Origin of the sequence: Halomonas sp. PGE1 (genome assembly GCF_013000985.1) — a bacterium.
Taxonomy (GTDB): domain Bacteria; phylum Pseudomonadota; class Gammaproteobacteria; order Pseudomonadales; family Halomonadaceae; genus Halomonas; species Halomonas alkalicola.
In genome coordinates this window covers 3,562,542-3,575,295 of record NZ_CP053032.1, presented here as the reverse complement: position 1 = coordinate 3,575,295, position 12,754 = coordinate 3,562,542, and the positions used below count along the sequence as shown (strand labels likewise).

The window sequence follows — 12,754 nt, the reverse complement described above, 5'->3', positions numbered from 1 at the left end:
GGGGGGGCGTCGTCTGGTCCTGCGTGCTCATGCCTTGCCTCCCTTGCCCTTGCCGCCGTTGCCCTTCTTCTCCTTGGGCTTGCGTACCGCGTGTAATAGCGGGGCGTAGAGCCGCTCGGCCAGCTCGGCGAAGCCGCCGCCCTCTGGCGACCGGACCATCTCCTCCAGCTCCGGCCACTGGCGCAGCAGGTAGGGGGCGCGGCCGCGCTCGCCGTGGTCGTTGTTGAAGCCGCTGCCGTAGAAGACGGTGCTGGCGGCCTTCCAGGCCTTGTCGTCCTCCTCGCTGGGCGTGCCGGCGAGGCAGCGGGCCATGGCCGCAGGGCTGCCGCCCTTCTCCAGCCAGGCGAAGGCGGTGTCCCGGGCCAGGGGCAGCGGGGTGGCCATGCCGTGCTGCCAGGCCGCGGCGATATCGGACAGCCGCGCGCGGGCCTGCTCGGCGGGCAGCGGGGCCAGGGTGCCGCCGCCGGCGCGGGAGAGCAGCCGGGTGGTCATGGGCCCCTCCAGCTGGCCGGCCAGGTGGGCCACCCAGGGGCCGAGCCAGTGCTTCCAGTGGTATTTGCCCTTGTTGACCAGGCTGCTGGTGGTCAGCAGCACCCGGCAGCGCTCCATGGCGTCGTTGACGCGCAGCTCGCCCAGCCAGTCCTCCAGGGCCAGGCCGCCGCTCGGACTCTCATCGGCCCCTTCGCCCAGCGCCTCGCGAAGGTCCAGCGAGACGGTGAGGGGTTCCTCCATGGCGTGGGGCCACTCGTCGAGCACCTGGCGGTAGTCGGCGAAGAGGCTCTCCATGGGCTCGACGAGGGAGTCGCGCATGCGCTCGGCGAATCCGCCCATGGCCAGGCGCCCCTGGCGCTCGAGACGCTCGAGGGTGGCCAGCATGGCGGGCTCATGGGGTTCGCCAGCCTCCACCGCGGCGCGGCTCGCCTCGATCAGCGCATGCTGCAGCTGCCAGTGGTCGAGGCCGCCGAGGGTGAAGGGCTCGTGATCGAGGCGCTCCATGGCATCGAGCTCCAGGAAGACCTTGAGCCGGGTGGTGGTGAAGGCCTGTACCGGCGCCCTGAGGAAGGCGCCCAGCTGGGCCAGGGTCAGCGGGGCCTCCTGGCGGAAGGGGGCCAGGGGCACCGGTTCGGGCGGCGCGCTCTCGTCGCCGGGCAGGTGCAGCTCGCGCCACTCGTGGGCGTAGGTGCTCAGCGGCGAGCCCTCTCCACCGGTGCCCGGTGCCGCACCACGGAAATACTCGATGCTGAAGGGCTGCAGCGGGTGCTCGGTGGTCAGCGCCGCGAGCAGCGCCTTGCCGCCGTCGTCGGCAGCGTGTCCGGCCGGCCCTTCACCGGAGAGGACCCAGCCCCGGGCCAGGTGGTCGCGCAGCTGGCCCAGCAGCACCGAGGGGGGCTGCTCGCTGTTGTCGACGATGCTGCGCCCCACCCAGCTGATGCTCAGCCGGTCCCGGGCCGAGAGCAGCGCCTCCAGGAAGAGGTAGCGGTCGTCCTCGCGGCGGGAGCGGTCGCCGGGGCGGTAGTCCTGGGCCATCAGGTCGATGTCCAGCGGGCGCTGGACCCGCGGGTAATCGGCGTCGTTCATGCCCAGCAGGCAGACGTGGCGGAAGGGGATGGCGCGCATCGGCATCAGGGTGGCGATGTTCACCGCCCCGGCCAGGAAGCGCTGGGAGAGGCTCGCCTCGTCCACCTGGGCGAGCCAGTGGTCGCGCACCACCGAGAGCGGGAGGGGCTCGGTGAGCCCGGCCTCCTCGGCGCTCTCCTGCCAGGCGTCCAGCGCCTGCTCGAGCCGGGTCAGCGCCATCAGGTCCTGGTCGGAGTCGGCCACGAAGCAGGCCGCCAGCAGCTCGCGCAGGCGCTCGCCCCAGGTGGCCACGTCGCAGGGCGCGGCGAGCGTCCGCCACTGGGCCTCCAGGGTGTCGATCAGGCTGACCAGGGGGCCCGCCAGCGCCGCCTCCAGTCCGCCGATGTCGTCATAGGGCTCCACTCCCTGCCAGGGGCCGTCGGCGGCGTCGCCCACCGCATAGCCCAGCAGCAGCCGGCGCAGGCCGAAGGCCCAGGTGTTGGCGGCCATGCCGCCCGGCAGGTCGAGGCTCTGGCGCTGGCGGGCGTCGAGCCCCCAGCGGATGCCGGCGCCCTCGATCCAGCGGCGCAGGGTGGGCAGGCCGCTCTCGGGGATGCCGAAGCGGGCGCGCACCGCCGGGACCTCCAGCAGGTCGAGCAGGTCGCTCACCGATAGGCGCAGTTCCGGCAGGCGCAGCAGCGACTCCAGCGCGATCAGCAGCGGCAGGCGGTGGCGACTGGCCTGGTCGGAGAGGGTGAAGGGGATATGGCGCGGGTCGTCGGGGTCGAGGCGGCCGAACACCGCTTGCACCGCGGCGGCGTACTGGTCCACGTCGGGCACCATCACCAGGATGTCCCGGGGCTTGAGGGTCGGGTCCTCGCTGAAGGCGGCGAGCAGCTGGTCGTGGAGGATCTCCACCTCACGCAGGGCGCTGTGGGCCACCTGGAAGCGCAGCGAGCGGTCGCGAGCCGGGTCCACGGCGGGCCAGGTGGCGCGGCTCTCGGCCAGCGGGCGCAGCTCGAGGATATCGTCCTGGAGCTGGCGCAGCAGGCTGGGCTCGGCGTTGTGGTGGAGAGGGGAGTCGAAGAGGTCGATGCGCAGCGCCTCGCCCTCGAAGAGGCCGCGGTAGGCCTGCTGCTCGTCGAACTCGTCCAGCAGGCGCAGGTAGTCGCGGCCCTGCTTGCCCCAGGCGGCCAGCAGCGGCTGGGCGTGGAGGTGCAGCTCGGTCTCGGCGAGGTCCGCCGGCATGCCGGGGCGGCGCCGCTGACGCTTCCTTTCGGCCCTGAGAAGATCCTTGTGCTCGATGATGTCCGCCCAGTAGTGGCGGCAGGGGTTGTGTACGCAGAGCAGCACCTGGCTGACCCGCGCCACGGCGGCCAGCGCCTCCAGGGTCTGGACGGGCAGCGAGGAGATGCCGAAGACGATCACCCGGCGCGGCAGCCCGGGCGGGCGGTTCGTTGCATCGAGCTCCTGGCACGCCGCGAGGAACCGCTCGTGCACCGCCGCGCGGCTGGAGGCGAGGCCCGCCTCTCCATGGGCCCGGGAGATGTCGTCGCGGAGCGCCCGCCACAGCTCGGCCTGCCAGCGCTGCTCCTCGGCCAGCGGGCGTGTCTCGCCGCGGGCGGTGATCAGCACGTCCTCGCCCGCCGCCCAGGCGGTGAGCCAGTCGGCGCGGTAGACCTGGTACTGGTCGAAGAGGTCGGCCAGGCGCTCGGCCAGCTGGTGGCGCTTGCGCAGGTCGTCGTCGCCTTCCAGGAAGCGTGCCAGGGGGGCGAAGACGGGGGCGTCCAGCAGGGCGGGCAGCAGGCGCATCAGCCGCCACACCAGCCGCGGCTTATCGAAGGGCGAGACCGGCGGCACCTGCTCCTCTCCCAGCACGGCCCGGTAGGCCTGCCACAGGAAGCGCGCCGGCAGGCTGACGTCGAGCGCCGCGGCGATGCCGGCGCCGCCCCGGGATTCGTCCGCGGCCAGGGCGAGCTTCAGCCACTGGCTGATGCCGTTGCTCTGCACCAGGATCGTCTCGTTCTCCAGCGGCCCCAGCGGGTGGCGGCGCATCCACTCCACCGCGAGGCCGCGCAGCGCCTCCAGGCGGTTGCCGTGGATCACCATGAAACCGGGCTGCAGGGCGGAATCGTCGAGGGCGGGCATGGCGCGGTTCCTTCGCTGGGTGCCGAGGGCGATGACAGGCCTCTCATGGTGCCACAGCGCGGTGCCGGATGGGCTACCATCGGGGGATCGCGATTCTCACGGAGCCCCTGTCATGAGTGACTACCTGCTGGAAGAACACGCCCTGAGCCCGGGCAAGATCTACCGCCTGCTCTCGGGCAGCATCTGCCCGCGGCCCATCGCCTGGGTCTCGACCCTGGACGCGGCCGGCAACGCCAACCTGGCGCCCTTCTCGTTCTTCAACGTGGTCAGCGTCAACCCCCCGGTGCTGGGCTTCTCCCCGCTGCTCGCCGGTGACGCCAACCCGAAGGACACCATCCGCAACCTCGGCGAGGTGGGCGAGTGCGTGGTGCATATCAGCGGCGAGGGGCTGGTGACGGAGATGAACGCCACCAGCGCGGGGCTCGAGCACGGCGCCGACGAGTTCGTCCATGCCGGGCTGGAGAAGGTGGCCATGGCCGGGGTCTCGGTGCCGCGGGTGGCCGGCGCCCCGGTGGCCTTCGGCTGCCGGCTGCGCGAGATCATCCGCTTCGGGGACCAGCCACTGGCCGGCAACCTGGTGCTGGCCGAGGTGGTGTCGATCCACATCGACGACGCCCTGTGGGACGGCCGCCACGTGGATGCCGAGGGGCTCAAGCCCATTGGGCGCATGGCGGGCAACGACTACGCCCGCTGCACCGACCTCTTCGAGGTGGAGCGCCCGGCCTCGGGCAGCGCCATGAGCGCACAGCAGCGCGGCGGCCGTTAAGGCCGCCGCGGGAGGGGGGGTTATTCGGCTTCCGGCGGCACCAGTGCTTCCGGCACCTCGATGCCGATCTCGCGGTAGTAGCGCAGCGAGCCGGCATGCAGCGGGGTGGTGGTGTTCTCCACCGAGATCTCCGGCGTCATGCCGCGGGCGGGGGCGAAGGTCTCACCCAGGCGCTCGATGTTCTCCCAGTAGGCGCGGGTGAACTCGTAGCCGACCTCCTCGGAGAGATCGCTGGTGGCGGCGATGCCGATGTAGGTGCCCAGCGTGGTGGCCGCCGGCATGTCGCGGTAGGTGCCCTCAGGGATCTCGGTGGGCGACAGGAAGGGCAGCGCCTCGGTGGCGGTGGCCACCTGCTCCTCGGTGAGCGACAGCACCCGCAGCGGGCGCGAGGAGTGCACCTCGGTGAAGGCGGGGATCGGCGGAATGCCGTTGTAGCTGAAGCCAACGATGCGCCCGTCTACCACGGCGTCCGCGGCGTCCGACATGCTCATGCGCTGGAAGTCCGGTGAGATGCCGAGGGCGTCGAAGACCAGCTCGGTGATGTACTCGCCGCCGCCGCCGATGCTGCTGGGGTTGAAGCGGGCCCCCTCCAGGTCCTCGAAGGTCTCGATGCCGCTGTCCTGGCGGACCGCCCAGTGCATGGTGGAGGGCGCGACCCACAGCACCATGCGCATCTGCTCGATGGCGTCATTCTCGTAGCGGCCCTCGCCGTTGTAGGCCTCATAGGCGCCGGGAGCGTCGATCAGCCCCAGGTCGATCTCGCCGCGGCCCAGGCGGATGGCGTTCTCCCGCGAGCCGCTGGTCTCGCGCACCGAGACCTCCAGCGGGGCGTCGCCGCTGACCAGACGCGAAAGCTCCGAGAAGCCGAAGTACCAGCCGGAGGCGGTGGGGGCGACGCCGATGCTGACGGCCTCGTCGGCCGCGGCCTGGGCGGCCATGCCCGAGGCGAGACCGGCGGTCAGCACCGCGGCGGCCAGCGGGGTGAGCAGGCGTTTAGGGGATAGCGTCATGGCAGTTCTCCTTGCACGGTTGTTGTTATCGGTGCGTTTGTCATCATGGCCCTTCGTGTTCCAGGCCATGATGATAGCCCCACTCCGGCCTCAGCGGCCGCCCTGCTCCTCCCGCCAGGCGGCGAGCACCTCGCGGGCGGTGCGCAGCCCGTCGATGGCGGCCGGGAAGCCGCAGTAGGGCACGCACTGCAGCAGCACCTCGCGGATCTCCTCCTCGCTGCAGCCGTTGTTCAGCGCACCGCGCAGGTGCACCTTGAGCTCGTGGGGGCGGTTGAGCGCCACCAGCATGCCGATATTGATCAGGCTGCGGGTGGGGCGTGAGAGCCCCGGGCGGTTCCAGATGTCATTCCAGCAGTTGCGGGTCACCAGCTCCTGCATGGGCCAGCTGAAGTCATCCACCTGGGAGAGGGCGGCGTCCACGTAGGCGTCGCCCAGTACCTCGCGGCGGGTGGCGAGTCCCCTGGGGTCGAGGTCGTCCTGTCGTTCGCTCATGTCACGGCTCCTTCTCGTTCACGGGGCGGCTACTCGGCCAGGTTCCTGACGGGTTCGCCGGCGGCGAAGGCCAGCAGGTTATCGAAGGCGTCACCGAAGTAGAGTTCGTAGCTGTCCTTCTCCACGTAGCCGAGATGAGGCACGCCGAGGAAGTTGGGGAGCTCCAGCAGCGGGTGGCTGACCACCGGCTCGTCGTCGAAGACGTCCGCGGCGGCCATGCCAGGGCGACCGGCGCGCAGGGCGGCCTCCAGGGCCCCCGGAGCGATCAGCTGGGAACGGGCGGTGTTGACCAGCAGCGAGGTGGGCTTCATGCGAGCCAGGTCCTCGGCGGCGACGATGCCGCGTGTCTCTTCGTTGAGGCGCAGGTGCAGGCTCAGCACGTCGCTGCGTTCGAAGAACTCCGCCTGGCTGCCGGCCACCGCGAGGCCCGCCTCGATGGCCCGCTGGCGGGTGCCCTCGCGGCCCCACACCAGCACCTCCATCTCGAAGGCTCGGGCGTAGCGCGCCATCAGCTGGCCGATCTTGCCGTAGCCGAAGATGCCGAGGGTGCGGCCCTTGAGGCCGGTGCCCAGGGTGCGCTGCCAGCGCCCGGCCTTGAGGTTGGCGGCCTCCTCGGGAATATGGCGCATGGCGGCCAGCACCAGCCCCCAGGTGAGCTCGGCGGCGGCGTAGGGCGAGCCGGTGCCGGCCATCACCGTGACCCCCCGCGCCTTGCAGGCGCCCATGTCGACGTGGGCGGCACCGCCGCCGGTCTGGCTGATCGCCCTGAGGTGGGGCAGCCGCTCCAGCAGCTCGGCGGTGATCGGCGTGCGCTCGCGGATCAGCACCAGCGCCTCGGCGTCGCGGAAGCGCTCCACCAGGGTGTCCAGGTCGGTGACGGTGTCGTTGAACACCGTGACCTCGTGGCCTTCCAGTCTGGCGAAGGCGTCCAGGGTGCGCACGCAGTCCTGGTAGTCGTCGGGAATCACGATCCTCATCGAGCGGGCTCCTTGTCGGGGGCGTGAGTCAGGGGGACCCCCGCCTGGCGATTTCTCAGATACTGCCAGGCGAACAGGCCGCCGATCACGGCGATGCCGACCGCATCGGTGATCAGCTGGCCGCTGATCAGCATCAGCGCCGCGGCCAGCAGCAGGCCACGTTCCAGCCAGGAACAGGGGCGCAGGAAGTAGCCGATGGTGGAGGCGGCCAGGGCGATGATGCCGAGCACCCCGGAGCCCACCGCCAGGGCGATCTCCAGCGCCGTGCCGTTGCCGAGCAGCGGCGGGTGGTAGATGAACATGTAGGGAATCAGGAAGCCGCCCAGCGAGATCTTGGTGGCGGTGAGCGCCGTGCGGAACCAGTGGGAGCCGGCAATGGCGCCGCCTATATAGGCGGCCAGCGCCACCGGCGGGGTGACCCCGGAGAGGATCGCGAAGTAGAGGATGAAGAGGTGGGCCGAGAGGCTCGGCAGGCCGGCCTCGATGAAGGCCCCCGCGACCACCGAGGCGGCCAGCATGTAGGCGGCCACGGTGGGCAGGCCCATGCCGAGGATGATCGCCACCACCATGGCCAGCAGCAGGGTGATGAGCACGTCGCCGCCGCTGACCACCAGGATCACCGAGGAGACCTTGAGGCCGAGGCCGGTGAGGCTGATCACCGAGGCGATGATCGCTACGCTGCCGATGATCACCGCGATCATGGCGGCGGTCATGGCACCCGCCTCGAGGGCGGCGGGCAGCGACTTGAGGCGCTCCACGAAGGTGCCCGGGCTGCGCCAGGAGAAGAGGTAGAGCGCCATGGCGGTGAAGTAGGCGGCCACCGCGGCGGTGGTCGGGGTATAGCGCATCACCAGCAGGGTGATCAGCACCGCCAGCGGGATCACCAGGGTCTCGATGTTGTAGAGCCCCTCGCGCAGGCTGGGGCGCTGGGACTTGGGAATCGGCGCTAGGCCCAGGCGCTTGGCCTCGAAGTGCACGCTCATCCAGATGGCGAGGTAGAAGAGCAGGGCCGGGATCAGCGCGGCACTGATGATCTCCAGATAACTCGTCGAGATGACGTCGGCCATGACGAAGGCGGCCGCGCCCATGATGGGGGGCAGGATCTGCCCGCCGGTGGAGGCGGAGGCCTCGGTGGCGGCGGCGAAGCGCGGGCTGTAGCCGTTCTTCTTCATCAGCGGGATGGTGAAGACGCCGGTGGTGGCGACGTTGGCGGCGGTGCTGCCGCTGATGCTGCCGAACATGGCGCTGCACAGGGTGGCGGCCTTGGCCGGACCCCCGGACATGCGGCCGGTGGCAGCGTTGGAGAGGCGCATGAAGCTGTCGCCGCCGCCGGTGGTGACCAGCAGGGCGCCGAACATGATGAAGATGACGATCACCGTGGAGGAGGTGCGCATCAGGCTGCCGTAGACGCCGGTGGGGCTCAGGTAGAAGGTGGCCACCAGGTCATCCCAGCGGAAGCCGCCGTGACCCCAGACGCCCGGCAGATGCTGGCCGAAGGCGGCATAGGAGAGGGCGATCAGCACGAGGATCGGGAAGGCGAGGCCGATGGCGCGGCGGCAGGCCTCGAGCAGCAGCAGGATGGCCGAGACCCCGAAGACGATGTCCAGGGTGGTGGGCATCAGGTAGCCCAGCTGATAGATGATCCGGTCGAAGTGGATCACGTAGTAGATGCTGACCATTGCGCCGAGGAGGATCGGCACCAGGTCATACCAGGGAATACGATTGGCGTCGCGGCTTCGGCAGCTGTAGGCCAGGAAGATCAGCGGCAGGGCGAACAGCAGGTGAATCGCGTTCTGGGTGTTCATCGGGCCGGTGAGGGCCGTGTAGAGGTGGAACAGCGCCATGGAGACCGCGGCAAGGCGGGTTACCAGGAACCAGAAGCCGGTCAGCTGGCGCTTGCCCGAGTCCTCCGAATATTTCTCAACGACTGTGGGATTTGCTGGGGTGTCCATCGGATGACTCCCGCACCGCGGCACGAGGGGAGGGCGGTGCGTCAGGGTAAAGGCATCGGGGCAATCCCGCGGGCGCCTGGCCCGCGGGGACAGGGGGGATTACTGCGCTTCGGGCGGAATCACGTCCTCGGGAATCTCGAGGCCCAGCTCCTGGTAGTAGCGCAGGGCGCCGGCATGCAGCGGGAAGGTGGCGTTGTCGATCACGGTCTGCGGGGTCACGCCATCCGCCGGCTTGAAGGAGTTGGCCACCTGCTCGTGGTTCTCCCAGTAGGCCTTGGTGATCTCATAGACGGTGTCGTTGTCGAGATCGGCGTTGGCGGCCACGCCCATGTAGATGCTCAGCGAGGTGGTGTCGGGCATGCCGCGGTAGGTGTCGGCGGGGATCACGGTGGCGGCCAGGAAGGGCAGCTCCTCGGTGACTGCCTCGACCTGCTCGTCGGTCAGCGACAGCAGGCGCAGGGTGCGCGAGGAGTGCACCTCGGTGAAGGCCGGAATCGGCGGCACGCCGTTGTAGCTGAAGCCCACCAGGCGGCCGTCGATCACGCCCTCGGCAGCGTCATCGATGCGCATGCGTTGGAAGTCGGGCTCGACGCCCAGGATGCCGAACACCAGCTCGGTGATGTATTCGCCGCCGCCGCCGATGCTGCTGGGGTTGAAGCGCTGGCCGTCGAGGTCCTCGAAGGTCTCGATGCCGGAGTCTTCGCGCACCGCCCAGTGCATGGTGGAGGGGGCGATCCAGTAGATCAGGCGGGCGTCGGGGTTCGGGGTGTCCTCGAAGCGGCCGATGCCGTTGTACATCTCGTACCCCACCAGCGCCTCGGTGAAGGCCAGGTCGAGCTCGCCGCGCCCGAGGCGAATGGCGTTCTCGCGGGTACCGCCGGTCTCGCGCACGGTGATCTCGTAGTCGGTGTTGGCGCTGATCACCCGGGCGCCTTCGGAGATGCCGAAGAACCAGCCGGTACCGGTGGGGGCGGCGCCGATGTTGAGCGAGGTGCTGGCCTGGGCGGTGACGGCGCCGAGGCTGCCGATGGCGATGAGAGAGGCAGGGAGCAGCAGGCGTGCCTTGCGGGATAGCGTTGTCATTGTGGTGTTCTCCTGGCTTTCGGGAAGCCGATGGCTGTCAACTGTTATATCGCGGTTTGCGGTTTGCGTTCGGGCCGCTGGCGGCGTCGGTAGCCGCACTCGCCCGACGGCTTGCTGCTGCTCACGGGATGGGAGGCAGCGAGCCACGCTCTATTGATACCTCCAGGATGTCAGGCTGTACATTGGTGATTGATGAAGCTGCCTTCTCCAAACAAGAAGGCTGGAAAGTGACCCTATCCATGCCGCATTGCAGCGATAAAAGACAGCCTGAGCAGGAAAATGGTGACCGGCCTCATCCGCTTGTAACGGCGGACTCCACTAGATGATCGACGAACATTCTTGCGGCCATGGAGAGCCTGTCGAGGTCATGGACATAGATGCTCAACTTTCGCCTGGCCCAGTCGTCTCGGATGGACAGAACCCTGACATTCAGCCCGCCGACGTACTGGCGGATCGCCCCGCGTGGCACCACACCGACCCCTAGCCCGGCCTGCACCATCATGCATAGGGCATCGTAGCTGGTGACCTGGATGCGCAGCCGGAGCGGCCGGTTGGCGAGGCTGGCAGCCCGCAGCAGCTCGAGGTTGATGGCGCTGGAGGTGTGCAGCCCCACGTGGGGGAAATCGAGGCATTCGCGGAAGTCGATCGTCTCGCGGTCGGCCAGCGGATGCTCCAGTGGCGTGACCAGCACCAGGTCGTCGATATGGTAGGGAAATTCCACCAGGTCGTAGCCATGGGGGAGGCGCGCACAGACGCCGATATCGGCATTGTTGCTCGCCACCTCCCGGGTGATGATCGGGCTCACCTTCTCCTCGAGATGCACACCGATGTCGGGGTGTTTTTCGAAGAAGAGCTGGGTCTCGTTGGGCAGGTACTGGGTGATGGCCGACATGTTGGCAAAGACCCTGACGATCCCCCGATTGCCGCTGGAGTACTCGCGCATCTGGAGCTCAAGATCCTCCAGGTTATGCAGTACGCCACGCGACAGGTTGAGCAGGGCATTGCCGGCCGGGGTCAGCTCTACCCCGCGGTTGTTGCGCTTGAGCAGTGGGCTGTTGAAGTGGGCTTCCAGTTCGCTGAGCCGCTTGCTGACCGCCGAGGTGGCGATGAACTCCGCCTCGGCGGCGCCGGTGATGGTGCCCATCTCCGCCACGCGCACGAAGAGCCAAAGCGAGGTGGGGTCGAGTCTCATGCGGCCCTCCCGAGTCAGGGGTCGAGTAGCTGGTCGGCCAGGTCGTGGAAGTCGTCCGCCACCAGGTCGAAGACCGGGTCCACCGAGAGGTCGGGGATGGCATCCGGTCCGTGCTCCAGGGGGCGCTTGACGAAGGCGGTGCGCAGCCCCTCCCGGTGGGCCGCCTGGAGGTCATCCTGGTGGGCCGCCACCATCATCACCTGGTGGGGGGCCAGGTCGAGCAGCTCGCAGGCCTTGTGGTAGACCTCCGGGTCGCGCTTGTAGTGCCCGGCGAGCTCCGCCGAGAGCACGCAGTCCCAGGGCAGGCCGGCGTGCTTCGCCATGTTGACCAGCAGCGAGACGTTGCCGTTGGAGAGGGTGGCGAGAATGAACCGCGACTTGAGGCGGCGCAGGCCCGTCACGCTGTCCGGCCAGGGGTCGAGGCGGTGCCAGGCGCGGTTGAGGTGCGCGCGGTCCGCCTCGTCCAGGGCCTCGCCGAGGCCGAACTCGTCGATCAGGCGGTCGAGGGTCATGCGGTGCAGGTCGTCGAGGCGCGTCCAGGGCAGCTCGCCCTGACGCACCCGGTTCATGGCCGGCGCATAGCCGCCGCGCCAGGCGTCGGCGAAGGCGGCCCAGTCGACGTCGAGGCCGCGGGCACGACCGAGGGCCTCGCCCTCGCGAATCACGCTGCTGCGCCAGTCGACCACGGTGCCGAAGACATCGAAGGTCAGCGCCTTCACCTCGGTCAGATCAGCGGGGCCTACCGTCATGCGAACTCTCCGGAGAGCAGTCGACCGGCGTTGGGCACGATGGGCGCAAGGCCCAGCTCCTTGAGCATGCGGTAGGTGGTACAGGTGGCGGCGGAGACCACCGGCAGGCCGATGGCATCTTCCACCACCTGGATGGCGGCCAGCGACGGCATCTGCACGCAGGCGGAGAGCACCACGGCGTCCACGCCTTCGATGTCCAGGTCCTTGACGATCTCGACCAGGGCCAGGGGGTCGCGGGCGCCGACCTCGAGGTTGTCGGGGATCTCCAGCGCGATGCTGTGTTTAACGGCGATGCCCTCGGACTCGATGTAGTCCACCACCAGGTCGGTGAGGGGGCGCATGTAGGGGGTGATGATGGAGACCCGCCGGGCGCCCAGCACCGCAAGGCCCTCGGCCAGGGCGCCGGCGCTGGAGACGATCGGGGTGGGGTGGCCGTTGTCCACGGTGACCTGGTGCAGGCGCCGCTGGGACTCGCGGTGGTAGCCGTGCCCCTGGCTCATGATGGCCACCAGGCAGGCGTAGCCCATCACGTCCACATGGGCATCGGAGAGCTCCAGCGCGCAGCGGTCGGACTCCACGTCCATGGCGGCGAGCTCCTCCTTGGTGACCTTCTTCATGCGCATGCGGCTGGAGTGGAAGGTGAAGCGCTCCGGCGCGATGGCCTCCCGAGCCTGCAGCATGGCGGGGATCTCGGTTTCCATGGTGGTGTTGGAGCTGGGGACGATCTGGCCGATGCGGTAGGGGCGCTGGGTCATCGAGGGGGCCTCTGTTGTTGTTGGCATGTGTTGCTGGAACAGGCTCAGACGCTTCTGACTCGACCGGCGAGCG

10 protein-coding genes are annotated in these 12,754 nt (G+C 69.4%); 1 reads left to right on the top strand and 9 read right to left on the bottom strand.

Features of this window, described 5'->3' with window-relative positions; translation table 11 throughout:
- Positions 1 to 27 precede the first annotated feature (27 nt).
- A complete protein-coding gene (gene recC / locus HIR79_RS16735; protein ID WP_169959218.1) occupies positions 28 to 3,705 on the bottom strand; it encodes an exodeoxyribonuclease V subunit gamma in 3,678 nt (1,225 codons plus the stop codon).
- Between the two features lie 112 nt (positions 3,706 to 3,817).
- Between recC and HIR79_RS16730 the strand changes: the two genes are divergently transcribed.
- The gene (locus tag HIR79_RS16730) at positions 3,818 to 4,471 is read left to right on the top strand and encodes a flavin reductase family protein (protein ID WP_169959217.1); all 654 of its coding nucleotides are present in this window, start codon (positions 3,818 to 3,820) and stop codon (positions 4,469 to 4,471) included.
- Between the two features lie 20 nt (positions 4,472 to 4,491).
- On the opposite strand, the gene HIR79_RS16725 is transcribed toward HIR79_RS16730, so the two are convergent.
- From HIR79_RS16725 to HIR79_RS16690, 8 genes are all read right to left on the bottom strand, one after another.
- The gene (locus tag HIR79_RS16725) at positions 4,492 to 5,481 is read right to left on the bottom strand and encodes a TAXI family TRAP transporter solute-binding subunit (RefSeq protein ID WP_169959216.1); all 990 of its coding nucleotides are present in this window, start codon (positions 5,479 to 5,481) and stop codon (positions 4,492 to 4,494) included.
- A gap of 90 nt (positions 5,482 to 5,571) precedes the next feature.
- Positions 5,572 to 5,973, bottom strand: coding sequence for a carboxymuconolactone decarboxylase family protein (locus HIR79_RS16720; protein ID WP_169959215.1), 402 nt, complete (start codon positions 5,971 to 5,973; stop codon positions 5,572 to 5,574).
- 29 nt (positions 5,974 to 6,002) lie between these two features.
- A complete protein-coding gene (locus HIR79_RS16715) occupies positions 6,003 to 6,950 on the bottom strand; it encodes a D-2-hydroxyacid dehydrogenase family protein (RefSeq protein ID WP_169959214.1) in 948 nt (315 codons plus the stop codon).
- Complete coding sequence (locus tag HIR79_RS16710) at positions 6,947 to 8,902, bottom strand: TRAP transporter permease (protein ID WP_169959213.1); 1,956 nt, start codon at positions 8,900 to 8,902, stop codon at positions 6,947 to 6,949. Before HIR79_RS16710 ends, HIR79_RS16715 begins: the two co-directional genes overlap by 4 nt.
- Positions 8,903 to 9,001: 99 nt before the next feature.
- Positions 9,002 to 9,985, bottom strand: coding sequence for a TAXI family TRAP transporter solute-binding subunit (locus HIR79_RS16705; protein ID WP_169959212.1), 984 nt, complete (start codon positions 9,983 to 9,985; stop codon positions 9,002 to 9,004).
- A 292-nt stretch (positions 9,986 to 10,277) separates the two neighbouring features.
- A complete protein-coding gene (locus HIR79_RS16700) occupies positions 10,278 to 11,177 on the bottom strand; it encodes a LysR family transcriptional regulator (protein WP_169959211.1) in 900 nt (299 codons plus the stop codon).
- A 14-nt stretch (positions 11,178 to 11,191) separates the two neighbouring features.
- Positions 11,192 to 11,926 (bottom strand): haloacid dehalogenase type II, encoded by a 735-nt coding sequence (locus HIR79_RS16695; RefSeq protein ID WP_169959210.1) that lies wholly within the window; start codon positions 11,924 to 11,926, stop codon positions 11,192 to 11,194.
- A complete protein-coding gene (locus HIR79_RS16690; protein WP_283241840.1) occupies positions 11,923 to 12,681 on the bottom strand; it encodes a maleate cis-trans isomerase family protein in 759 nt (252 codons plus the stop codon). The genes HIR79_RS16695 and HIR79_RS16690 overlap by 4 nt, the downstream gene beginning before the upstream one ends.
- Positions 12,682 to 12,754: the final 73 nt, after the last annotated feature.

What these genes read in the sequence shown, in the direction of transcription:
- recC (WP_169959218.1), bottom strand. Translation starts at nt 3,705, where the DNA reads ATGCCCGCCCTCGACGATTCCGCCCTGCAGCCCGGTTTCATGGTGATC.
- HIR79_RS16730 (WP_169959217.1), top strand. Translation starts at nt 3,818, where the DNA reads ATGAGTGACTACCTGCTGGAAGAACACGCCCTGAGCCCGGGCAAGATC.
- HIR79_RS16725 (WP_169959216.1), bottom strand. Translation starts at nt 5,481, where the DNA reads ATGACGCTATCCCCTAAACGCCTGCTCACCCCGCTGGCCGCCGCGGTG.
- HIR79_RS16720 (WP_169959215.1), bottom strand. Translation starts at nt 5,973, where the DNA reads ATGAGCGAACGACAGGACGACCTCGACCCCAGGGGACTCGCCACCCGC.
- HIR79_RS16715 (WP_169959214.1), bottom strand. Translation starts at nt 6,950, where the DNA reads ATGAGGATCGTGATTCCCGACGACTACCAGGACTGCGTGCGCACCCTG.
- HIR79_RS16710 (WP_169959213.1), bottom strand. Translation starts at nt 8,902, where the DNA reads ATGGACACCCCAGCAAATCCCACAGTCGTTGAGAAATATTCGGAGGAC.
- HIR79_RS16705 (WP_169959212.1), bottom strand. Translation starts at nt 9,985, where the DNA reads ATGACAACGCTATCCCGCAAGGCACGCCTGCTGCTCCCTGCCTCTCTC.
- HIR79_RS16700 (WP_169959211.1), bottom strand. Translation starts at nt 11,177, where the DNA reads ATGAGACTCGACCCCACCTCGCTTTGGCTCTTCGTGCGCGTGGCGGAG.
- HIR79_RS16695 (WP_169959210.1), bottom strand. Translation starts at nt 11,926, where the DNA reads ATGACGGTAGGCCCCGCTGATCTGACCGAGGTGAAGGCGCTGACCTTC.
- HIR79_RS16690 (WP_283241840.1), bottom strand. Translation starts at nt 12,681, where the DNA reads ATGACCCAGCGCCCCTACCGCATCGGCCAGATCGTCCCCAGCTCCAAC.